20 protein-coding genes and 1 pseudogene are annotated in these 21,612 nt (G+C 60.5%); 7 read left to right on the forward strand and 14 right to left on the reverse strand.

Going from position 1 to position 21,612, the window contains the following annotated elements:
* The first annotated feature begins 186 nt into the window (after positions 1-186).
* Positions 187-1,836 carry a choline dehydrogenase gene (betA, locus tag GR198_RS31755; protein ID WP_164070254.1) on the forward strand — a complete coding sequence of 550 codons (1,650 nt, stop codon included), beginning with the start codon at positions 187-189 and terminating at the stop codon, positions 1,834-1,836.
* Here the strand turns inward: betA and GR198_RS31760 are convergent, their stop codons facing one another.
* The 5 genes from GR198_RS31760 to GR198_RS31780 form a co-directional block, all read right to left on the reverse strand.
* Entirely contained in the window at positions 1,837-2,136 is a 300-nt protein-coding gene (locus GR198_RS31760) for a type II toxin-antitoxin system RelE/ParE family toxin (protein WP_164070255.1), read from the reverse strand.
* Positions 2,133-2,414: a YlcI/YnfO family protein gene (locus GR198_RS31765; RefSeq protein ID WP_164070312.1), complete on the reverse strand. Its 282-nt coding sequence runs from the start codon at positions 2,412-2,414 to the stop codon at positions 2,133-2,135. The genes GR198_RS31760 and GR198_RS31765 overlap by 4 nt, the downstream gene beginning before the upstream one ends.
* A 118-nt stretch (positions 2,415-2,532) precedes the next feature.
* Positions 2,533-3,006 carry a DUF6644 family protein gene (locus GR198_RS31770; protein WP_029874339.1) on the reverse strand — a complete coding sequence of 158 codons (474 nt, stop codon included), beginning with the start codon at positions 3,004-3,006 and terminating at the stop codon, positions 2,533-2,535.
* A 19-nt stretch (positions 3,007-3,025) separates the two neighbouring features.
* Positions 3,026-3,412 carry a DUF6152 family protein gene (locus GR198_RS31775; RefSeq protein WP_029874340.1) on the reverse strand — a complete coding sequence of 129 codons (387 nt, stop codon included), beginning with the start codon at positions 3,410-3,412 and terminating at the stop codon, positions 3,026-3,028.
* Positions 3,413-3,507: 95 nt separating this feature from the next.
* Positions 3,508-3,954 carry an RrF2 family transcriptional regulator gene (locus GR198_RS31780; protein WP_003546399.1) on the reverse strand — a complete coding sequence of 149 codons (447 nt, stop codon included), beginning with the start codon at positions 3,952-3,954 and terminating at the stop codon, positions 3,508-3,510.
* A gap of 420 nt (positions 3,955-4,374) precedes the next feature.
* Between GR198_RS31780 and GR198_RS31785 the strand changes: the two genes are divergently transcribed.
* The 6 genes and pseudogenes from GR198_RS31785 to GR198_RS31810 form a co-directional block, all read left to right on the forward strand.
* Positions 4,375-5,133 carry a phosphoadenylyl-sulfate reductase gene (locus tag GR198_RS31785; protein WP_164070256.1) on the forward strand — a complete coding sequence of 253 codons (759 nt, stop codon included), beginning with the start codon at positions 4,375-4,377 and terminating at the stop codon, positions 5,131-5,133.
* A 145-nt stretch (positions 5,134-5,278) separates the two neighbouring features.
* On the forward strand, positions 5,279-6,232 hold the full coding sequence (cysD, locus tag GR198_RS31790) for a sulfate adenylyltransferase subunit CysD (RefSeq protein WP_164070257.1): 954 nt from the start codon (positions 5,279-5,281) through the stop codon (positions 6,230-6,232).
* A 1-nt stretch (position 6,233) separates the two neighbouring features.
* Positions 6,234-7,730 (forward strand): sulfate adenylyltransferase subunit CysN, encoded by a 1,497-nt coding sequence (gene cysN, locus GR198_RS31795; RefSeq protein ID WP_029874342.1) that lies wholly within the window; start codon positions 6,234-6,236, stop codon positions 7,728-7,730.
* 291 nt (positions 7,731-8,021) lie between these two features.
* Complete coding sequence (locus tag GR198_RS31800) at positions 8,022-8,663, forward strand: peroxiredoxin-like family protein (protein ID WP_164070258.1); 642 nt, start codon at positions 8,022-8,024, stop codon at positions 8,661-8,663.
* A 184-nt stretch (positions 8,664-8,847) separates the two neighbouring features.
* Complete coding sequence (locus GR198_RS31805) at positions 8,848-11,142, forward strand: PBP1A family penicillin-binding protein (protein ID WP_164070259.1); 2,295 nt, start codon at positions 8,848-8,850, stop codon at positions 11,140-11,142.
* Between the two features lie 46 nt (positions 11,143-11,188).
* A pseudogene (locus GR198_RS31810) lies at positions 11,189-11,290 on the forward strand (quinone oxidoreductase); the annotation flags it as partial.
* A gap of 14 nt (positions 11,291-11,304) precedes the next feature.
* Here GR198_RS31810 and GR198_RS31815 read toward each other — a convergent pair.
* The 9 genes from GR198_RS31815 to GR198_RS31855 all read right to left on the reverse strand — a co-directional run bounded on the left by GR198_RS31815 (position 11,305) and on the right by GR198_RS31855 (position 21,600).
* Positions 11,305-11,808, reverse strand: a complete 504-nt coding sequence (locus GR198_RS31815) for a hypothetical protein (RefSeq protein WP_164023208.1) — start codon at positions 11,806-11,808, stop codon at positions 11,305-11,307.
* Between the two features lie 463 nt (positions 11,809-12,271).
* Entirely contained in the window at positions 12,272-13,453 is a 1,182-nt protein-coding gene (locus GR198_RS31820) for a glycoside hydrolase 5 family protein (RefSeq protein ID WP_164023209.1), read from the reverse strand.
* A 16-nt stretch (positions 13,454-13,469) separates the two neighbouring features.
* Positions 13,470-14,849 (reverse strand): hypothetical protein, encoded by a 1,380-nt coding sequence (locus GR198_RS31825; RefSeq protein ID WP_164054789.1) that lies wholly within the window; start codon positions 14,847-14,849, stop codon positions 13,470-13,472.
* Positions 14,850-14,851: 2 nt separating this feature from the next.
* On the reverse strand, positions 14,852-15,853 hold the full coding sequence (locus tag GR198_RS31830) for a glycosyltransferase family 2 protein (protein WP_164070260.1): 1,002 nt from the start codon (positions 15,851-15,853) through the stop codon (positions 14,852-14,854).
* Positions 15,846-16,673, reverse strand: coding sequence for a membrane protein (locus tag GR198_RS31835; protein WP_029874349.1), 828 nt, complete (start codon positions 16,671-16,673; stop codon positions 15,846-15,848). Before GR198_RS31835 ends, GR198_RS31830 begins: the two co-directional genes overlap by 8 nt.
* Complete coding sequence (locus tag GR198_RS31840; protein ID WP_029874350.1) at positions 16,670-17,557, reverse strand: DUF6492 family protein; 888 nt, start codon at positions 17,555-17,557, stop codon at positions 16,670-16,672. Before GR198_RS31840 ends, GR198_RS31835 begins: the two co-directional genes overlap by 4 nt.
* Positions 17,554-19,653, reverse strand: a complete 2,100-nt coding sequence (locus tag GR198_RS31845; protein WP_029874351.1) for a hypothetical protein — start codon at positions 19,651-19,653, stop codon at positions 17,554-17,556. The genes GR198_RS31840 and GR198_RS31845 overlap by 4 nt, the downstream gene beginning before the upstream one ends.
* Entirely contained in the window at positions 19,640-20,800 is a 1,161-nt protein-coding gene (locus tag GR198_RS31850) for a glycosyltransferase family 4 protein (protein ID WP_029874352.1), read from the reverse strand. Before GR198_RS31850 ends, GR198_RS31845 begins: the two co-directional genes overlap by 14 nt.
* 26 nt (positions 20,801-20,826) lie before the next feature.
* On the reverse strand, positions 20,827-21,600 hold the full coding sequence (locus tag GR198_RS31855) for a glycosyltransferase family 2 protein (protein ID WP_029874353.1): 774 nt from the start codon (positions 21,598-21,600) through the stop codon (positions 20,827-20,829).
* Positions 21,601-21,612: the final 12 nt, after the last annotated feature.

The raw sequence follows: 21,612 nt of genomic DNA on the forward strand, positions 1-21,612 counted from the left end.
CCCTAACCCTCTCCCCGCGCGCGGGGAGAGGGGACGTGCCCTAAAAGCAGCGTCGAGGTTAAGGAAGGCGGTGCGGCATATCCCTTCTCCCCGCGAGCGGGGAGAAGGTGCCGGCAGGCGGATGAGGGGCAGGCTCTGGGAAAACAAGAAGCAGCCGGATGATGGCGGCTCGAGGGAAACAAGTAGATGCAAGCAGATTTCGTCATCATCGGCTCGGGCTCCGCCGGCTCCGCCCTCGCCTACCGCTTGTCGGAAGACGGCAAGAACAGCGTCATCGTCATCGAGGCGGGCGGCAGCGATTTCGGGCCGTTCATCCAGATGCCGGCGGCCCTTGCCTGGCCGATGAGCATGAAGCGCTATAATTGGGGTTATCTGTCCGAGCCGGAGGCGAACCTCAACAAACGGCGCATCACCGCGCCGCGCGGCAAGGTGATCGGCGGCTCCTCGTCGATCAACGGCATGGTCTATGTGCGCGGCCATGCCGAGGATTTCAACCGCTGGGAGGAGCTCGGCGCCAGCGGCTGGGCCTATGCCGACGTGCTTCCCTATTTTAAGCGGATGGAACATTCGCATGGCGGCGAAGAAGGCTGGCGCGGTACCGACGGGCCGCTGCATGTCCAGCGCGGCGGTTTCACCAATCCGCTGTTCCAAGCCTTCGTCGAGGCCGGCAAACAGGCGGGCTTCGAGACGACGGAGGATTATAACGGCAGCAAGCAGGAAGGTTTTGGTCTGATGGAGCAGACCATCTTCGGCGGCCGCCGCTGGTCTGCCGCCAACGCCTATCTGAGGCCGGCGCTGAAGCGGCAGAATGTCAGGATCGTCTACGGCTTTGCGCAGAAGATCGTGATCGAGGACGGGCGGGCGACCGGCGTCGAGATCGAACGTAACGGCAGAACAGAGGTGGTGAAGGCGAACCGCGAGGTGATCGTCTCGGCCTCCTCGTTCAATTCGCCGAAGCTCTTGATGCTGTCGGGCATCGGTCCCGGCCAACATCTGCAGGACATGGGCATTGCGGTGAAGGCAGACCGGCCGGGCGTCGGCGCCAACCTGCAGGACCATATGGAATTTTATTTCCAACAGGTGAGCACCAAGCCGGTGTCGCTCTATTCTTGGCTGCCGTGGTTCTGGCAGGGGGTGGCGGGCGCGCAATGGCTGCTCTCGCGCGGCGGGCTCGGCGCCTCCAACCAGTTCGAAGCCTGCGCCTTCCTGCGCTCGGCACCTGGGCTGAAGCAGCCCGATATCCAGTATCATTTCCTGCCGGTGGCGATCAGCTATGACGGCAAGGCGGCGGCGAAGAGCCACGGCTTCCAGGTTCATGTCGGCTATAACCTGTCGAAATCGCGCGGCAGCGTGAGCTTGCGCTCCGCCGATCCCAAGGCCGATCCGGTGCTGCGCTTCAACTATATGAGCCATGCGGAGGATTGGGAGAAATTCCGCCACTGCGTGCGCCTCACCCGGGAGATCTTCGGGCAGAGCGCCTTCAACGACTATCGCGGGCCGGAGATCCAGCCGGGCGAAGGCGTGCAAAGCGACGAGGAGATCGACGCCTTCCTGCGGGAATATCTGGAAAGCGCCTATCACCCCTGCGGCACCTGCCGGATGGGCGCCAAGGACGATCCGATGGCGGTGGTCGATCCGCAAACGCGGGTAATCGGCATCGATGCCTTGCGCGTTGCCGACAGCTCGATCTTCCCGCACGTCACTTATGGCAATTTGAACGGCCCCTCGATCATGACGGGAGAGAAGGCCGCCGACCATATCCTCGGCAAACAGCCGCTGGCACGCTCTAACCAGGAACCCTGGGTCAACCCGCGCGCGGCCGTCAGCGACAGATAGTCAGTGGTAATCTTCTTCGCGCTGGTGACGGACGGCGAGGATAATGACGCTCGTTTCGCTCATCACTTTGAAAAGAATGACATATCCGGCAGAACCGAATGGCACGACGAGCTCGCGCAACAGAGGATCATCCGCAGAGGCGCGCCTGGCCATAAGCGGGAAATCCTGGAGTATCATCAGCGCTTTTTGAATGACGCTGAGGGCACGTTCCGCCAAATCCGGATCATGTTCGATCAGAAAATCGGCAAGCCGGTCCAGATCTTCATAGAAGGTCTGGGTGTACTTTAGCTCGAAGGTCATTTCTGCTGCGCTGCTTTACGGGCTTTCGCCTTTTCAAGCTTTTTGCGCATCAACTCCTGAATGTCGTCCGTTGTATAAAACACACCGGTCCGCTGCGCTTCCGCCAAGCCAGCCAGACCGCGTGCGATGAACTCCGCTTGGGTCTTTCTATAATCGATCTGGCGGCGAAGAGAGTCTTCTATCAGCGACGACAAGCTCTCGCCTTCTTTGAGAACGCTTTCGGCGGCAGCGCGCAATTCAGGATCCACGCGAAGGGACGGGAGAGATGCCGTTTTCATGACGTTCCTCATGCGTTGCAATTGCAATGCAATATGATGGATCATCGTGTTGTATTCAACTCCCCTCCACCTGACCCAATTCATATGAGCCGCGGTCGAGAAATCGGGAACGATCACATCAGAGAAATCCGATCCAGCGGCCAGCGAGCACAGCAGCGATCCAGACCGCGGCCGACAGGGCGGCAGAGAAGCGCAGGCCGGGCCGGACGATGCCTGTCGACACCGCCGTTTTCCAGCCTCGCCCGAAATGAACGATCGACAGGTTGAGAAGGCCGAGGGCGATCAGGCAAAGCTTGGCAAGGAAGGCGGGATTGCCGGCATATTCGACCGCCCTGACGCTGAAGAGGCAGACGCCGGTGACAATGGCCGCCGCAAGGCCGACACCGGCGGCGCGTGACAGAAACGGCGCAACGATCTCAACCGGCACCTTGCGGAAGAAGCCGGCGAGCCTCAGATCAAGCGGCAGGATGGCGCCGACCAAAAGGCCGATCGCCAGGATATGGGCTGCGTTGACGAACAAGTAGAGCGTTCCGGAGCGCCGGAGCGCGAGCGCAGGTGTCGTTGCCGACAGCCATTCGAGAATGTCGATCACAGCTCAGTTCGCCCAGAGGTCAGTTCGTCTTGATGCGGTCGGGATAGATATCGTAGCGCTTCTCGCCGATGGTGAGGCGCACGGCCTTCAGCCGCTTCTCTTTTGGATCCTGCGAACGGTTTCCAAGGACCACCACCTGGTCGCCAGGCTTGGCCACACCTTCGACGAAACCGGAGCGTTCCGTCTGGCGCGGATTGCCGAGTTCGACGAGCCAGACGCCGTCATCGGCGGTGGCGATATCGAGCGTCGGATGCGGTCCACCCATGGAGATCTTTTGGATGCTGCCGCGCAGTTCGATCTGATCCGCCTCGGCCCAGGACCAGCCGTGATGGGCAATTGCGCCGGTGGCGAAAGCCATCGAAAGCATGGCCGCAGCCACTACTTGCCGTGCTGAAATTCTAAACATGATGTCCTCCCTACCCGTATGGACAGGCAGGTGGAGCATCGGAGCCGGAGGAAAAGGGATTTCACCAAATCTTGAAGAAAGAAGCGGGCGTATGCTCAGGCCAGCAGCCGGGTGACTTCGGCGCTGTGCTTTGGAGCGATGGCGTCGGCGATGGTGGTGGAGAACAGCACCTTGCGGGTGGCGTCCGCCACCTTGGCGAAGACATGGCGGATCTGGCAGTTCTGTTCGCCGTCGCAATCGTCGCACCGGCGGTAGGCGGTAATCGACAGACACGGAAGCGGCGCGATCGGGCCATCGATGATGCGCAGGATCTCGCCGAAGGTGATGGTGTGGGCGGGCTTCAGCAGGAGGTAACCGCCCTGCTTGCCGCGACGGCTGGCGACGACGCCGTGATGTTTCAGGTCGAGCAGGATCTGTTCGAGGAACTTCTTCGGGATCTTCTGCTGCGCTGCGATATCGGAAATCATCACCGGTTCGTCGGCATCGGCATCAGCCAGGACCGTCAGCGCCCGCAGCGCATATTTCGCCTTTTGCGTAATCATTTTTGACCATCGACACACACAGGCGGCGCGAATTTCCGCACCGCTACGGAAGTACTTTCACCTCTATGGCACAACCAGCATGAACGGAATTTGAACGCGCCGGAGAAAGCCTTGAGAGACAAGCGTTTTGGCCTTGTTTTTTGCTCTCGGCCAAGCTCCCTTAATCTATGCCAAAACCGCGCCTTCTGCACCATTTTCGGCATCACTTCAGATTTCGGATTGACAGGCTGCGTGTAACTCTACTATTTCTATAGACATTCGAGCTGCCGATGTGGATTTTTATCCGCAGGCGGCTGCTTTTCTGCATCGCGGCAGCTTCGGAGAGATATTTGCTCCTCCGGCCGCAGCTTTCGAAATCCCTTTTTCTGTCCGATCCATGCGTGAACTGCGATACTCCCGTCAACAAAGGACAGGATTCTCATGACTGCTATCAATGCGATTGCGGAAGAAGGGCCGATTGCGGAAGCCGAGGCGCTGAACGACAGATTGGCGGGTCTCGACCTTGCCGGACGTCTGTCGCTGGTCTCCGGCCTTGGCGGCCGCGTGGTGTTCACGACGTCACTCGGCATCGAGGACCAGGTGATCACCGCCGAGATCGGCACGCACCGCCTGCCGATCGATATCGCGACGCTGCAGACCGGCCGGCTGTTTGCCGAGACGCTGTCGCTGATCGAAGAGACCGAAAGCCAGTACGACATCCATATCCATCGCTTCGAGCCCGAGAAGGCCGATATCGACGCCTATGCGGCGCAATACGGCCTCAACGGCTTCTACGAGAGCGTCGAAGCCCGGCATGCCTGTTGCGGCATGCGCAAGCTGAAGCCGCTTGCGCGTGCCCTCGAAGGTGCCGCGATCTGGATCACCGGCCTGCGCCGCGGCCAATCGGCCAACCGTGCCGAGACGCCCTTTGCCGAATACGACGCCGAACGCCACCTGCTGAAGGTCAATCCGCTCGCCGACTGGGACCTGGAGGCGATCAAGGCCTTCGTTTCCGCAAACGGCGTGCCGATCAATCCGCTGCACGCCCGCGGTTATCCCTCGATCGGCTGCGAGCCCTGCACGCGGGCGATCAAGCCCGGCGAGCCGGAACGCGCCGGCCGCTGGTGGTGGGAGCAGGACGAAACGCGCGAATGCGGCCTGCATGTCGCCGAAGAGGCCGCAGCGATCGCCGCACAGTAAATCACCCCACGGCTTTCCCAATCAGGGCGCGGCGACCGCCGCAGCCTTGGGAAAGCCAACATTCCCAGGGAAGTCAACTTTCCCGGGGATAGCCAACATCAAGTTTTGCGGTGAGCCGCAAACGACCGATAGCCTGGAGTAAGACATGCCCGATAGCCGTCCGGATACGGAACTCAGCAATCCGCAGAGCGCCAAGGCGCCGCTCGACCCGCATCTGAAAGCGCTGGAAAACGAATCCATCCACATCTTCCGCGAGGTTGCGGCCGAATTCGAGCGTCCCGTCATGCTCTATTCGATCGGCAAGGACTCCTCGGTGCTGCTGCATCTGGCGCGCAAGGCCTTCTATCCCGGCCGCGTGCCCTTCCCGCTGTTGCATGTGAACACCGGCTGGAAATTTTCCGAGATGATCGCCTTCCGCAACGAGACCGCGAAGAAGTACGATCTCGATCTGATCGAACACATCAATCCACGCGGCAAGGCCGAAAACATCACGCCGTTCACGCATGGATCGGCCGCCTTCACCGACATCATGAAAACCGAAGGCCTGCGCCAGGCGCTCGATGCCGGCCAGTTCGATGCGGCTTTCGGCGGTGCGCGGCGCGACGAGGAAGCCAGCCGCGCCAAGGAGCGGATCTATTCCTTCCGCACGCCCGATCATCGCTGGGATCCGCGCAACCAGCGGCCGGAACTCTGGAACATCTATAACGGCATGATCCGCAAGGGCGAGAGCGTGCGCGCCTTTCCGCTGTCGAACTGGACCGAAGTCGATATCTGGCGCTACATCCAGGCCGAGGACATTCCGCTGGTGCCGCTCTATTACGCCAAGAAGCGGCCGTTCGTGGAGCGCGACGGCATGATGATCCTGGCCGAGGATCCGCGCCTGGAACTGCTGCCCGGCGAAGTCCGCCAGGAAGGCATGATCCGCTTCCGCACCCTCGGCGACTTCCCGCTGACCGGCGCTATCCGCTCACAGGCCACCACTCTCGAAGAGGTGATTGCCGAACTCGAAATTGCAACGGTGTCCGAACGCCAGGGCCGCGCTATCGATCGCGACCAGTCCGGCTCCATGGAAAAAAAGAAGCGTGAAGGATATTTCTGAGATGACCGCAGCCCAAACCGCCGTCTCGGCCGCAACCGTCGTCAACCTGCCCGCCGCCGAGCCGCTCAAGGCCCTGCGCGATACCAGGCCGCTGCGCCTGATTACCTGCGGCAGCGTCGATGACGGCAAGTCGACCCTGATCGGCCGCCTGCTCTGGGACACCAAGGCGGTCAAGGAAGACCAGGCCGCCACGCTGCAGCGCGATTCCACCGGCAAGCAGAACGATCTCGGCCTGCCCGACTTCGCATTGCTACTCGACGGCCTGCAGGCCGAGCGCGAACAGGGCATCACCATCGATGTCGCCTATCGCTATTTCTCGACCGACAAGCGCTCCTTCATCGTCGCCGATACGCCCGGCCATGAGCAATATACCCGCAACATGGCGACCGGCGCCTCGACCGCCGATCTCGCCATTCTGCTGATCGATGCGCGCTTCGGCATTCTGGAGCAGACGCGCCGTCACGCGACGATCGCCTCGCTGCTCGGCATCAAGCAGTTCGTGCTTGCCATCAACAAGATCGACCTGACGGGCTATGACCGCGCCGGCTTCGACAAGATCAGCCATGACTTCCGGGAATTTGCCCTGTCGCTCGGCGTCAAGCAGATCACTGCCATTCCGATGTCGGCGCTGAAGGGCGAAAACGTCGTCTATTCCGGCCAGGCCGCCATGCCCTGGTATACCGGCCCGACGCTGGTGGAAACGCTGGAGCTTGCCACGGTGCGCTCGTCGCAGACGGTCGGCTTCCGCCTTTCGGTCCAGCGCGTCTCGCGTCCCGGCGAAAGCTTCCGCGGCTATCAGGGCACGGTTGCCGGCGGTTCGGTCAAGCCGGGCGACAGCGTCATGATCCTGCCGTCGGGCATGGTCGCCAATGTCTCGAAGATCGTCACCTTCGATCTGGTTCGCAACGCCGCCGTTGCCGGCGACGCGATCACCCTGGTGCTCGACCGCCAGGTGGATGTGGCGCGGGGCGACATGATCGTTTCGATCGACGCCCAGCCGCAGGTCGGCCTTGCCTTCGACGCACAGATCGTCGCGCTGCAGCCCGAGGGTATCGAGCCCGGCAAACGCTACTGGCTGAAGAGCGGCAGCCGCCGCCAACGCGTGCAGGTACAGCCGCTCAGCCAGCTGGAGCTGAAGACCGGCGCCTGGAACGCCGCCCAGCGGCTCTACATGAACGCCATCGGCAAAGTCCGGCTCGTCTTCGACGAAGCGGCGATCTTCGACCCCTATGAGCAGAACCGGCTTTCCGGCTCCTTCATCCTGATCGATCCGGAGACCAACAATACGGTTGCCGGCGGCATGGTGACGGGCAAGCGCACCGAACTTGGCGGCCTGCACAATGGCGAAGCCCGCGTGATCCTCTCGCTTCCGGCCGACCTTGCCGAACAGATCATGGCAAGCGAACTCTTCGCCAGCCGCAGCCATGAGGCCGAGGTACGGCGCATGACGGCAGCCGAAGCGGCCGACCTCTGGTCGAGTGCCGCAAGCGATATTTGACAAGAGATAAGGGGCCAGCAAGTCTGGCCCCTCACCGCAGCCGAATCTGCGGGCTGGCGGATTCCCTGTCGGCCTCTACGGCCACTAAAAAATCAGAGTTTGCAGAAAACGGGCTTTTTCCATTCACGTTTCGCTGTTTTCCGCTTGCCCGCGGGCCAATGTAGGGCCATTCTTAGATCGGATCCTGGCGGTGCGGTAAAACGAGAGGTCAGGCCCTGCAACGCTCAATCTCGACCTCGAAGCACTTAACGTGGCGCCTTTCTCGACTGATCCCCGAGCGAGGAGTTGTCCATGTCCACGCGCTATGTCGACCATCCGCTACAACCGGGCGACCGGGTTCCGAACGTTGTGTTTGATGCGATCTCGAGCGAGGGGAAGATCGCACTTGATGATTTTCGCGGCCGCAGCCCATTGTTGATCGGTTTGTTTCGAGGCCTGCATTGTCCGTTCTGCCGGCGCCATGTCGCAGCCATGGCATATCTCAACCCGATGCTGCGTGAGAAAGGCGTCCAATCCCTTGCGGTGGTAAACACACCGGTCGAACGCGCGCGGCTCTATTTCCGTTACCATCCGATACCCGATCTTCTTGCTGCTTCCGACCCGGTACGGGCTTCGCACCAAGCCTTCGGCTTACGCGAGGTCGGGATCGACACGGCCATGGCGATACGGATCGATCTTCCGGGCGAGTTGCCCGAGCCTATGGGCGTGATGGCAATGGACGAATTTCTCAACAAGAAGGAAGGATATCAAATTACGGAAGCCGATCAGCAGATGATGACTGCCGATCACGGGCAGCTTGTCGGTCAGTTCCTAATCGACCGGGAGGGCATCGTACGCTGGAGCTTCACTGAAGTTCTGGAGGCTGGGCTCCAGACATTCCAGGCACCGAATTCCGAGGAATTGATGTCGGTCGCTTCCCAAGTCGTGCATTGACAACGAAAAACTCGCTCGACGCCCAGCCGAAAGTCGGCCTCCCTTCGACGCGCAGATCGTTGCCTTGCAGCCAGAGGGCATCGAGCCCGGAAACTCCTCGGAACCGTTGCGGCCTTTTGCGGTGGAACACTCCGCATCACCCGGCTATAAAGGTCATTGTGCGTTGGCTTTTTCGCGGTAATCGATGCCCAATTCTCCCGAATCCTCAGATGAAAGCGTTAGCAGCTCGAGCTCGGGTCGCGATCAGACACCAAATTTGCCAGCGCAGGTGGCCGCCTCGGATCCGCCGGGAAGCACTCAAACCGACGACTCGCTACCACCCCACGGATCCTTCGACCAAACTCGACGGGCCGCCAAGACTCTATTGCGTGCGCTGCGCCAAGATTTGCAGGCGAGTTCTGCTTTGGCAAAGATCAAAACGGCCGCGTTGTTTTGGAGGACGAAACTGAGGTCGACGCGGCCCGGAATCGCGTCAGCTCCCCACAAGTGGATGACGAGTGCTTTGGTCAAAGCGGGGCGCAGTATTCGCGGTCAGCGTTCAAGGCCGCGTGAAAGGCGACGCAGCGCTCCGTTCATTGCAGGCTGGCGGAAATTCGCTATCGGGTTGGCCTTGCTTGTCTGCCTCATCGCAGGAAGCGTGCTGGTGTGGGCACTGAAAGACGTGCCCTGGAGCGAAATCCGGGATGGAACGTTAAAGCCGGTCGTCGTGCTGGAAACCGCCGACGGCGCGCCATTGGTAAGACAGGGACCTTATCAAGGGCCATATGCTCGATACGACCAGTTTCCGCCCCATCTGATCGATGCCGTCCTTTCAATCGAGGATCGCCGGTTCATGGATCATTTCGGCATCGACCCCAGGGGCATCGGGAGGGCGCTTCTGCGGAACTTGGAAGCTGGCTCGGTGGTGGAGGGTGGTAGCACGATCACCCAGCAACTCATCAAGCTGCAATACCTCGACAGCGACCGAACCATAAAACGAAAGATACAGGAGGTCGTCATCGCGTTCTGGCTGGAGTGGAAGCTCGGCAAGGCGGAAATCCTGACGCGCTATCTCAATAGCGTCTATCTTGGAGCGGGCGCCACCGGCATGCCTGCCGCCGCGCGCATCTATTTCAACAAGGACATCGGCGCCCTCAACCTGCCGGAGTCGGCGATGCTGGCGGGGTTGCTGCGGGCGCCGAGCCAATGGAATCCGATCGACAATTTCGAAGGCGCCCGGCAGCGCACCTTGGTGGTTCTCGACGCAATGGCAGCCAATGGCAAGATCACCGAGCCACAGGCGGCGGAGGCCAAGACGAGCTTTGCCAGGCTGCACCCAACGACGCCCACGCCGCGCTCCGGAAGCTGGTTTGCCGACTGGATTTCACCGCAAGCAAGCGAAATCGCCGGCTCCTCGCCAGGTTCGACGACGGTGCGCACCACGCTGGTGCCGCGGTTGCAGCAGATCGCCGAAAGGGTCGTGAAAAGAGCTCTGGACAGTGAGGGAAAGACAGTCGAAGCATCGCAGGCGGCCTTGGTTGCTATGACGCCCGACGGCGCGGTCGTAGCGATGGTTGGAGGGCGCGACTACAAGGCAAGCCAGTTCAACCGCGCCGTCACTGCGATGCGCCAGCCGGGTTCCACCTTCAAGCTATTCGTCTATTACGCAGCATTGAAGGCTGGGCTCACCTTGTCTGACCAAGTTCCGGACGCGCCAATTGACATCAATGGCTGGTCGCCAGAAAATTCCGGTGGCAATTATCGCGGCTGGGTAACCCTTGCCGAGGCATTCGCGCGATCGCTCAATGCCGCCTCAGTGGCGCTTGCCGAAGAGGTAGGTCTGGACAATGTGATTGCCGCCGCGCGTGAACTCGGCATCGATGCGCCACTGGCCAACACGCCGTCTTTGGCGCTTGGTACGTCAGAAGTAAATCTGCTTAATCTCACCAGCGCCTATGCGTCCGTCCAACTCGGCAGGGCACCTGTCAGGCCCTGGGGCATCATCGACTTCCAGGCGGCGGGGCAGCCCAAGACGTTTCGAGTTGGCTCACAAGCAAAGCCGAATGTCGATCTTTCGCCCTACCAGTCCGACCTCATCGGCCTGCTGCAGTTGGTGGTCGAGCGCGGCACTGGACGTGGGGCCGATCCCGGCACGTTTGCGGCCGGTAAAACCGGCACGAGCCAGAACAATCGTGATGCCTGGTTCGTCGGCTTCACGGAAGCGCTCGTCGTGGGTGTCTGGGTCGGCAATGATGATGACGCGCCGATGAAGGGGGTGACGGGCGGCGACCTGCCAGCGCATATCTGGCGGGACTTCATGCGTGAGGCAACGACCGAACCGACTCTCAACGGAGTGCGATCGACCGAAGCAGTGGTCGATGGTCAAGGCGCGCCCCAGTCCTGCAACATCACCGCCTGCTCGCGCAGTTACCGCTCATTTCGGCCGTCCGATTGTACATATCAGCCATATTCCGGCGGCCGACGGCTTTGTGAAAAGTGATGTGATTCGGTAGAGATGGAGCACCGGTCATCCTTGCCTCACGCCCGTTTCGCAGATCGGCGCCGAATATCGTTTGGCCGATGTTGCGAAGGCGCACAAAGAGATGGAATCCGGACGTTCGGCGGGCAGTATCCTGTTGATACCTTGATTGGTCAAAGTCCGTTATTTCGGCTTACGCAGATCGAGAGATCCAGTCGGAATAGGAACCACACTGGCAAGCCGTTGGCCTACCACCGTACCGATTGTGGCAACCCCGGACGTATTCCTGGATGCCGGCTCGATCTGGCGAAGAAACAGTCCGCTATCATCTGCAAGAGATCCGATGGTAATCATCGGCTCATCATCGACGAAAAGTATCAAACCAATGCCGGATCCAACCTTATCCTCCACCCTGCATGGCAGGGCCCGCAATACGGTCTTCGCGTTTGTCGAAAACAGGGATTTCACAAGCCCGCCAAGTGCTTCGACCTTATTGACGAACGGCCGCACGACGAGCGTGACCGCTTCTTCTTCAGATAGAGTGAGTTCGACGGAAAACTGAGCCGGCGCAGAACCGGTTGGCAGGCAAGCACTATAAAGCTGAAAAATCGCGGCGCGGGCGAAATTCAAGCGTGTATCATGGGACTCGGCTTCGACGATTGATTGGAGAAAGCGTGAAGAGTTCACTGCCGGAATCCCTCTTTCGAATCGGGATAGCCCGATGATGAGTCAATATACGATACCGCTTCTAGGAGCGAGCCGTCCGAATTATTCATATTACCAACTGCTGATTACCAACTGCTGACCTTCGAAAATCTCCAGTTTGTCCCCAATATCCTGGATATACCGCGAATATTTGGCGAAGCTAGAGACCCAGTTTAGATCGCAAGAAAATATGGAAGCATTTAGGTCAATATTCTGGCGTGTTGAGATCGCTATCACTCGTCCGTTCGCGCAACCATCCCGGTTCGCGGGCGCGCTTCCGATCGTCGTGTCACGCGTGTTTTCGTCTTGAAATCGGTTTCCGCCTTAAAGCGATATGCCACATGTTGTTGGCAGCCATCAAATCGAATGGCAACACCCGGTGCCACACCCGATTCATCGCTCAAGACGATGAATGCTGGACGGCGGAAGGCTCTGGTGACCCCGATTATTGAAGCTTGAGGGCGGCGTCGCGCAGAGCCTGCCAAGCAGGGCTTCCATCGTTATGGATGTCGAATTTGTCGTAGTCGTCCTCAGGATAGCGGCCCGAGTCCTGGGTGCTGGTAAGCCGCCAGACCACCCAGCCTCCGCAATCCGAGGTGGCGATCGTGTTCAGCCACGTTCCATAGGCGTTTGCCTGATCGGCATCGGACCGCGGAATTCCAAACTCCTCCAGGATCACCGGTTTTCCGATATTTCGTCCGATCGCGCAGTATTCGCGAATGCGGGCATCGAAATCGGAATGGCTCATTTTGGCGTAGGATGGGTAGCCATGCCACGTGCCGAAATCGACGCTCGGAATGTTCATATCCGCCAGCTTCTGATCCATGTTCCCATGGCCCGTCGTTACGAGCTGTTTCGGTGCCAGGGATTTGACATAGGCTGACATTTCCGACACCCAGTCATGAAGGAGCGGTTTGGGATGGATGTCAGGTTCATTGGCCAGATCCCAGGCAAATATGGTGGGGTCATCGGAATAGCGCACACCAGTAATCGTGTTGACGCGCGACAGAACATGCCCGACCCATGCCTTGTAATCGCGTCGGGTTCGCGGATCAGCGGCAAAAAAGGTGTATTTGTCCGAACTCCCGTACCAGGCATTCATCTGCTGGGCACCGCCCGTATAGGCCCAGAAATCGACGAATGCGAGGATCAGCTTAAGCTTGCGCTTTGCCGCTTCCGCGATGAGGTAATCGACCTTTTGCAGACCGTCAGGTCCGTCGTTGGGAACCATCTTGTTGGTTATCGGATCCCAACTCATCATGTAGATGCCCTTGGTTCCCAGATTGCTGGATTCGGCCGTGCTTTTTGAATTCCAGATCGTCGGCACCTGGCCGTCCAGCGACCCTATAACCGGTTGCAGGAAGGTGCGCACCACATTGGCACCCATTGCCGTGGCATCGTCCAACACGCGGGTGACTTCGCCTGGCGAGCCAAATGTCAGATAATGGTTGTTTACGCCGGCCACGCGAAATGGCTTGCCGTCCAGAAGAAAGCCCCCCTCTTTCGTCGTGACGAAAGATTGCTGCGCAGATGACTGCGCGTCCGCAGATCCGACTTGAGCAGACCAAAAAAGCGCCACCGCCGCAGCGCCGACAGCGAAATTCCGAAAACGGTGAATACGTCTCATGCGAAGAAACTCCCTTTCAAGCCCGTGACGCAATTCCGATTTGGTCTGTCTCGTCGAGGGAATTGCCGTATGTCGGGACACCGGCAGCCGCTGATGGCGCGATGGTGGACTGCGTCGCAGTGTGCCGTGTGGCCCAATACAATGCCGGGCACAGAAGCAGGCCTTCCAGCGAAACAGCAATGACCCAGAAATTGGCTGTGCCTGCGATCCCGAATTGCGCACCACCGACGGCGGCCGCGATCTCCAGCACCGCACCGCCGGTCAGAACGAGCGTAGCAAAGCCCAGGCGCCGTCGGACACGCTGAACCGCCAGATAATGATACTTCAACGCCATTCCGAAAGCGGCAACGCCCAGAAACTGGAGGCCATTTCCTGCAATCACAGCATAGGCCGGATTGAATATCCAGAGCATGAAGCGCGACAGGAAGAGGAACGCCAAGGCGGTCGCCGCGCAGACCAGCATCGACAAGCCAAGCGACAGGCGCAGGCGCGAAGGAAATAGCTCCGGCTCCCGCACAGCGATGGCAAACAACACCGAGGCGAGTGACGCAGGGACTAGAAGCGCGACGTTCAGCACCGTCCAGGCGGCATAGAAGGCGGCGTTGATCTCAGCGGACAGCATCACCGTGACGACGAAGGGCAGCAGCAGCGCCGGCGCCTGAACAGCCATGCTGAGCGTATGATGGCCGAAAACCTGTCCGAGCACCGGGCGGAAGGCGTGGATCTCCGGCCGGTGGAAAACCCGCCTGCCGGCATAAACAAGAAGCCCGGCCGCGACGACCAGCGAGACAAGCTGCCCGGCAAACCAGGTGGTGAAGATCGCCAGTTCGCTGGCCGCCCGGCCAAGTGTCAGGCCGAGAGCGATCAGTAGAAGAAGCTTGCTGGCGGCGAAGACGACATTTCGGACCAGTTGAAGGCCGCTGCGCAGCAGGCCAACCAGGGCTTGGTCGAGCACGAGGGTCACGGCCGTCAGAGCGCAACCGGCGACGAAGAAAAGATCGGTCGCGGAGGAACCGACGATCGAGCCAAGCTGCGTCGATGTACGGGCAGCGATAGCAAGATAGATCAGCCCCACGACGATGGTGGCGCTGAACGAGGCCAGGAGGGCGCCCGTCAGAAAGGGGCCTGCTCTTTTCTGACGGCCTATCTCGCCCATCAGGAAGGGCCCGAGACCGACTTCACCGAGATTCGCGAGGAGATTCATCAACGATATGGCGGCGGCGGCGAGCCCAACAGCTTCGGCCGAGAAGGAGCGCGCCGCGAACCACCAGTAGACGAAGCCGAGAATGGCCGTCATCAACGTTCCAAGCCCCAGCATGCCTGCATTGAGGAGCAAAACCGCCTGATTCATCAGGAGGCTGCGGACCTTGGCAATGGCGGCGCTGAGGGTCATCATGCCTATTCCACCGGTTCGAGAGCGCGAGCAGGAACCGAGGTGAACGGTCGCTTAAGGGCAGCGCGGGTCCGGCCGAGAGCGAAGCCGGCCGCAGTGGCCGCCAGGCCGGCGCCCAGCGCGACGGCGCGAAGAAGGCCGCTCGGCTGGCCAAGCAACACATCAGCGAATCCCCGCATAACCCCTTGGGGCAACGTCCTCGTCATATAGGTCTTTTCCGACGCCAGCGCCTCGCCGGAGCCTGCCATCAACGATAGGCTGGCCTTTGAAAGCCCTTCGGCCCAGCATCGATGAAGGAAATATTTCCACGTCGCGCGATCGGCGGGTATGGCGTGATCGCTGCCGCTCGATGGCTCGAAGACGAAACGGCCATGCGGTAAGGCCTTGCTTGCACGGATGCAGAGTTCGGTTTCCTCGCATCCGAGCGGCAAAGCCTTGGCCGTTCGGCCCAAGCCGGAATCGAAGCCGCCCGCATGATCGAAGACGTCGCGGCGGATGCACATCGACGCGCCGATGAGGTTGCGCACCGGCCCCGGGTGAAGGCCGCGATAGGTGCAGCCGAGGATCCACAGGAATTCGTCGGGAAACCAGGACGGACGGTCTGTTTCCCACAACGGGCGGATGGCGGACACGGCGCCCAGAACCGAGGGATCCTCGAGTTGCCGCACCAAGGTCGCCAGCAAATCTTGATCCGACACGGCGTCGTCGTCGAGAAACAGGATGACCTCGCCGCGGCTGACGGAAATCCCGGTGTTGCGGGCACCGGAGAGGCCGGGCGGATGAATATTCTCGACGATCCTGACCGGGGTTTCGAAGCGCTTGGCGCGCAGACGCAGCGCGAGTGCCGGATTGTGATCGACGATGACGACGATCTCGTCCGCGGCCGGGACCTGGCGCGCTGCCGCCTCGATTGCTTTGTTCAGAATGCCCCAGCGCTTGTCGGAATAGCAGCAGATGACGATTGCCGTCGTGAGCTTGCCGGGCACGAGGTGCTGGACATTATCCATTTTTCGTCTCCGGAGCGAACTGAAGGGTTATTCCGGTCGGTGCCGGGGACTGGAGCGTGTCGATGGTCATCCAGACCTTGCGGTAGATCGTTCCCCTGTCGCCGTCCTTGTAGAGCCAGGCTTCCAGCCGTGCGGCGGGGCGCGTTTTTGTCGGCACGGAGAATTCGAAGGTTTGGCTGGAGGAAGGCGCCAGTTCGAAGGTTGGCATCTTTCCAATCAGCGTGCCGCCCAGAACAAGGTCAAGACTGTAAAGCGTCTTAGCGTCTTCCGAATTGCGCACGCCGACCGTTACCACATTGTTCGTCCAGTTCCCTTTGGGGACCATCCAAAGCTCGGTGAATTGAAACGGCTTGCGTTCAAGCGCGACCGGGCGCGCCATGAGGACGGCACTCGTCGCCAAGATCATGGAAGCTGCGAAGGCCCCAAAACGGCGGCCGGGCCAAGCCCAGGGAATGGCTGGAACCGGCCTTGCGAGCTGCAAAACGACATTCAGCCACCGAACGGCGATAGTCGTCAGGCCCAGCGCGTAGACCCAGCCCCGCGCATCGAGATGCCCGACGACATGCAGCAGAAGCCCACAAAAAATGCAGGCCGCGAAGCTCAGGAACACCGAGAGCGTCCCCCTCGTGACCATATCGCCCTCTATGCGCAGGGTGTCCACCAGCATGCGGCCCGGGAAATACAGTATCAGCGGCGCGCAGAGCACTAGGCGGACGGCCTTCTCCCAGGTCGAAAAGGTTTCGGGCAGCCACGTTACGGCCAACGCAGCGGCAAGAACCCACAGCGGAATGATTCCCAGAAAGACACGGCGGGCCATCATCGGGGACGAGCTCCTGCATCCGCCCATGCCGTCGCGCCGATGATCTGAGCGGCGCCCGGGTTCACCTTCATGAGCTTCTGGCGGATCACGTTCGGGTCGAAGGATTTCTGGACGAGATGAACGATCTTGCTGTCCAGCCGGCTCAGAGTGAGGCCGAGACGGCTATGGATCTGCGTCAGATAGGCCCCGCGCGCATCGCGCATCGTCGGCGACCGGTGCATCACATCGAGCACAAAGACGGAATAGAGCGTCCATTCCCCGAACCGTGTCTGGTCTTTTGACGCGCTGAGACCCTTGAGCAGCTCGACGTACGGTTTTGAGCCGTATTTCGACGCGATGTAGTCATTCAGCGCGATGAGCCATTCGCGCTTGAAGCAGAAGAAATCGTTGATGAAATCGACGTAGCGAAAAGACCGGGCCGGCTCGACGCCGAGGATCTTTGCAACATTGCGCAACCGTTTCTTCTCGAAACGGTAGTGCAGATCGGGAAGCCTGTGGCTGGAATAATAGAGAACCGGGTCGCGCCGGTCGATCAGATCGGTCGTCGCGATGGGCCGCAGCAGCAGTGTATCCGCACCGAGATTACAGAAATGCTCGGTCCGGCAGAATTCGAAGGCGCGCAGCTTGATGATCTGCTGCCGAAACCAGCCGGGAAGCTCCAGTTCGCTGGCCGAAAGCCAGTCGTTGTCGCCGGAGACAGCTGCGCCGGGCACGAGACCCTTCTCGTCGAGGAAGGCTCTTAAAGCCGCCGGCTTGTCGGTGACCATGGTCAGGTTTCCCTTGTCGGGGAAATGCTGCTGGTAGGAGCGAAGGGACGCTTCGAGTAAATATTCGATGTCCCGCGAATGGACGCACATGAAAGCGTCGATACGGCTATCGATCATTGCAAATCTCCGTCTGTTCGTCCCAAGGATTGCACCGGCTCTCCGGTCCGCTTGCGAGGGACGGCGGGCTCTCGTGTTTTCCCGAGCCGCCCGACGTCGAAAATGACCATGAAGCCGTTGTCGAAGGTGCGGTCGACATCGGGCTCGGAGTTGAACTTAAGGAGCGACGAGGACTGGAGGGGGACCATGTGGTTTCGGTCCTGCGCGCCGCCGTCGAAATAGACGCCGACGCCGGGCAGGCCGGTGGTCATGCGCAGGTCGACCATGACGAAGCCGACGCCCGAGTCGATCAGCAGCTTACGTTCCATCGGGCCGAGATCGGCTGCGGTGATGGCCATGCCTGTATCCCGCCCACTCTCAAGAGTGGTCGAGACCTGTTGCCGGCCATAAGTAGACAGGAGCAGGCGATTGATCCGGTCGGTTGCGAAATGCTGGTCTCTCCCCAGCCATTCCCTGGTCCAGCTTGCGGCGCTGATCCCCATCGGTTCTATCGACGAAGAGTCGGCCGACACTTCATAGCCAGCCGGAACCAGGATGCGTGGTCCCTCGGAGCTGATGACGCCAGCAATCAGCACCGTCGTTGCGGCGGCGGCAAGCGCCGTTGCGCGCAGCCAGCCACGCGACGTGCCGTGCCAGAACGCCGCGACGGCCACCGCCACGACAATTGCGACGCCGAGGAAGGATAGCGAGCCGACGCGGTTGCCGATCTCCCACCCACTGCGCGTCAGGCGGAATATGATACTGACGGGATAGGCCAGCGTCACCAAAACGAGGATCTGGAGAAGGCTTGACCGCCATAGGCGCCATCTGGTCGGCGGCCAGAGGATGCTCGCATTCCGGTGCTGCCCATTGAAAACGAGCGAGCGGAGAAAGCCGGTGAGAAGGCCCAGGCAGATCAGCGCGACGCCCGCCAACGTCAGGTAGCGTTGCCAAGCAGGCGCCAAGGCTCCCGTGTCCGACACGAAAAGCTTACGCGTCGAAGTCGAACTCGATACGAGTTGCGCTACCTCGTGTATGCCGCCTGCCAGTACGGGAAGGATGTAGCTGCCGGTGGGGTTCCCGACGATCTTCGACCAGGCGACCGGAGCAATCACGGCGATCGAGGCCAGCAGGATCGCCTGCCGCCTCTGCATGACGGACGCGCCCTGCCTCAGACATTCCATCACCGCCGTGCCGCACAAAAGGGCCGTGCAAAAATAGGAGGTGAGATGATGAGTAACCGCGAGCGCCACGATCAGGACCATGGTGGCGGCGACCATCGGCCAGCCTGCCGCGTCGCTTGGCTCCATGCGTCGGCTTTCCGAAGCCAACAGCACCGCCGCAAGCATGGGGATCGCCAGGCTTTCATAGGAATAGTGGACGTCGAACAGCAAAAACGCGGACGAGCCCATGTAGATCAGGCAGGCGATGGAGGCGATCCGCGCCGAGCCCGTGATCTTCTCAAAGAGCAGGAATAGCGCGAGCATCAGCATCATCCGTGCCACCGCCAACACGATGATGGCTGCCGCGAAGACGGACAGTCCGGACAGGTTGACCAAGGCGGACGTTATGAGCTCTAGCCCGGGATAGAGGGGGCTGACCGGTAAAAGGGGATTGGGCAGGAACAGTCGCCCCGCCTCGATAATGTCGTTCACCGTCGCCCAGTGCAGGAATTCGTCATGGTCTATGAAGGCGACGGGCGCGCGGATGAGGCGTACCACGAAGAGGGCCGCGGTGACGATCACTATGAGCGCCAAGCGCTCCAGGCGGCTGGCTCCCGGGTGGATTATTCGCGCCGCCGCGGGGAGAAAGATCGCGGCGATGGCGCAATAGAACGCGGGAACCGCCCAGCCCTCTCCCAGCCGACTGGCATTTGCAGCAAGAGCGGCCACAACAAGGGCGCAGCTGCATAGGAAGGCAAAGACCGCCGACATCCCCAGCGACGAAGGATTGGCAACGCCCCCGACTGCGCTGTCCTGCCTGCGCAGGCCCAAAAATGCGGCGATCCACAGATCGACGCGTGGAATGGAAACCCTTCCTGGATAGCCATGACGATAGGCTCCGTCCTGGTGGGCCTTCTGCCGGCCTGGAGAAGCCCGCCCCTTAACAACGGTCATCGTGCCTCAAATCTCCAAGCAGTGCTGGACCGGTTCGCAGTTCAGGCTGCGGATGCGAAAGGACGCGTCTGTACACCATCAGCAGCCGGTCCGTGCAATCGTCCCAGTCCGGCAACTTCGTCTCAATTGAGATCGGCCCCGCGTCCATGGCGACGAGCATTTCACGCGCGGTGAAGTCTGGCGAAGCGTTGAGCGGAATGGATCGCACAAGGCCCTCCTCAGCCAGCTCCCGAAAGCCGGATGTGTCGGTTGTCAGTACGGGAGCCTTGACCGAAAGCGCCTCCATAACCGCCACGGGATGAGCTTCATAATCGCTGAGGAGCACGACAAGAGCGGCCGAAGACAAAAGGTCGGCCATCGCGGACCGGTCGGTAGGCGGAATTGCCCCGATCTCGACACGGTTGCCGAGCCCGCGCTCGGCCACCTGCTGACGCAGCTTCGCCTCATAGGGCCCCTCTCCCAGGATCCGAAGGCGCATATCAGGGAATTTTGTTGCCAGCACGTTAAATGCAGCAAGCGCGCGATGATGACCTTTATAACGCTCCAGCCTGCCGAGCGAGACAATCAGCGGCCTGTCGTGAGGTGAAGCCGGTCGCCGCGCGGACGTTTCCGGCAGGCGCGCGCCATTGGGGATAACGATGAACCGGTCTCTGGCGATTGCCATATTCTGGCTGAATAGATCCGCTTCGAATCGCGACACGCCAATGAGTTGCGCTGCCCTGGCAGCCAGAGGCGCGAGCATTCTATGTTGGAAGCGCCGGATCGAGGACCGAAATCGTGACGAATGGCCACCGCTGTGAAAGGTGACCACGAAAGGAAGCCCCTTCCGCGATGCGGCGGCCATTCCCAGCGGTGCCAGGAAGGTGTGGTAGCCCTGAACATGCATCAGGTCCCAATCACCTTCGGCGACCGCCCTGAAGACGCCGGGGGCGAAGCACCAATCCCGCCCACGGGGAAACGTCTTCAGCCTGAGAATATGCACGCCGTCTCGGGTTTCCGCTGCCGGAAGAAGGCCGTCGGGATTGCCCGTCAATACCGTCACCGTGTGCCCCTTGCGCACCAGCCGGATTGCGACCTCGCTTACATGGGTTTCCGTTCCTCCGGCAAAAGGCAGGTATCTCGCGCTGAGCATCAAAATGCGCATCATGCGGCCTCGCCAATTAAATCCAGACCTCAGGACATGCCCTGCTCGAGGACCTGGACGCCCGTCGGCGTACTGACGCGTTCTCGGAAGATCGTCTTCAGCACGCGCCAGCCGTCCGGAAGGGCACGCAGATTGCTGACGCCGTAGATACGCTCCGATTCAAAGCTCGCGACTTCCATGATTTTGAGCTTGTTCTTCAGGGCCCGCAAATTGATCAGCGTCTCAATTTCGAAGCCGTCGCAATCGGCACGCAGCAAGGGAACATGCCGTCTCCAAAAGCCCATGTAGCCGTAGCACAGATCGCTAAAGGAGCTGCCATAGAGCATCCGGACCAGGAGGGTCAGGCCCAGATTGCCGAAACGGCGGATGACTGTCATGTCGCTGGTGCCGCCACCCTGCATAAAGCGCGAACCCTTGACGAAATCCGCACCTGCAACAAGAGCCGCGACGAACAGGATGATTTCGTAGGGATCCATCGACCCGTCAGCATCAAGCATCACGATCATATCACCAGATGCGGCTTCGAAGCCCGTCCGCAATGCGATGCCTTTGCCCTTCTTAGGCTGAAGTACGATCTTGACATCATCGCGCATGCTGCGCGCTATATCAGGCGTTCCGTCTGTCGATCGCCCATCGACGATGATGATTTCATGCACCCATGTCGGTATGCGGGGCAAGAGAAGCTTAATGTTTTCCGCTTCGTTCAAGGTTGGAATGACGAGCGAGGTCCTTGGCAAATTGAACATCGGACCTTGGACCGGCATCGAGGAATGCGAGGATTCTAAAGCTTCGATTGCAGACATAAGCTCTCCTTG

Origin of the sequence: Rhizobium leguminosarum (assembly GCF_010668065.1) — a bacterium.
GTDB classification, from domain to species: domain Bacteria; phylum Pseudomonadota; class Alphaproteobacteria; order Rhizobiales; family Rhizobiaceae; genus Rhizobium; species Rhizobium leguminosarum_S.

What these genes read in the sequence shown, in the direction of transcription:
- GR198_RS31775 (WP_029874340.1), bottom strand. Translation starts at nt 3,412, where the DNA reads ATGTTTAGAATTTCAGCACGGCAAGTAGTGGCTGCGGCCATGCTTTCG.
- GR198_RS31850 (WP_029874352.1), bottom strand. Translation starts at nt 20,800, where the DNA reads ATGATGCGCATTTTGATGCTCAGCGCGAGATACCTGCCTTTTGCCGGA.
- GR198_RS31760 (WP_164070255.1), bottom strand. Translation starts at nt 2,136, where the DNA reads ATGACCTTCGAGCTAAAGTACACCCAGACCTTCTATGAAGATCTGGAC.
- GR198_RS31835 (WP_029874349.1), bottom strand. Translation starts at nt 16,673, where the DNA reads ATGATGGCCCGCCGTGTCTTTCTGGGAATCATTCCGCTGTGGGTTCTT.
- GR198_RS31780 (WP_003546399.1), bottom strand. Translation starts at nt 3,954, where the DNA reads ATGATTACGCAAAAGGCGAAATATGCGCTGCGGGCGCTGACGGTCCTG.
- GR198_RS31765 (WP_164070312.1), bottom strand. Translation starts at nt 2,414, where the DNA reads ATGAAAACGGCATCTCTCCCGTCCCTTCGCGTGGATCCTGAATTGCGC.
- GR198_RS31825 (WP_164054789.1), bottom strand. Translation starts at nt 14,849, where the DNA reads ATGATGACCCTCAGCGCCGCCATTGCCAAGGTCCGCAGCCTCCTGATG.
- GR198_RS31785 (WP_164070256.1), top strand. Translation starts at nt 4,375, where the DNA reads ATGACTGCTATCAATGCGATTGCGGAAGAAGGGCCGATTGCGGAAGCC.
- GR198_RS31840 (WP_029874350.1), bottom strand. Translation starts at nt 17,557, where the DNA reads ATGATCGATAGCCGTATCGACGCTTTCATGTGCGTCCATTCGCGGGAC.
- cysD (WP_164070257.1), top strand. Translation starts at nt 5,279, where the DNA reads ATGCCCGATAGCCGTCCGGATACGGAACTCAGCAATCCGCAGAGCGCC.
- GR198_RS31805 (WP_164070259.1), top strand. Translation starts at nt 8,848, where the DNA reads ATGCCCAATTCTCCCGAATCCTCAGATGAAAGCGTTAGCAGCTCGAGC.
- betA (WP_164070254.1), top strand. Translation starts at nt 187, where the DNA reads ATGCAAGCAGATTTCGTCATCATCGGCTCGGGCTCCGCCGGCTCCGCC.
- GR198_RS31800 (WP_164070258.1), top strand. Translation starts at nt 8,022, where the DNA reads ATGTCCACGCGCTATGTCGACCATCCGCTACAACCGGGCGACCGGGTT.
- GR198_RS31820 (WP_164023209.1), bottom strand. Translation starts at nt 13,453, where the DNA reads ATGAGACGTATTCACCGTTTTCGGAATTTCGCTGTCGGCGCTGCGGCG.
- GR198_RS31845 (WP_029874351.1), bottom strand. Translation starts at nt 19,653, where the DNA reads ATGACCGTTGTTAAGGGGCGGGCTTCTCCAGGCCGGCAGAAGGCCCAC.
- cysN (WP_029874342.1), top strand. Translation starts at nt 6,234, where the DNA reads ATGACCGCAGCCCAAACCGCCGTCTCGGCCGCAACCGTCGTCAACCTG.
- GR198_RS31830 (WP_164070260.1), bottom strand. Translation starts at nt 15,853, where the DNA reads ATGGATAATGTCCAGCACCTCGTGCCCGGCAAGCTCACGACGGCAATC.
- GR198_RS31855 (WP_029874353.1), bottom strand. Translation starts at nt 21,600, where the DNA reads ATGTCTGCAATCGAAGCTTTAGAATCCTCGCATTCCTCGATGCCGGTC.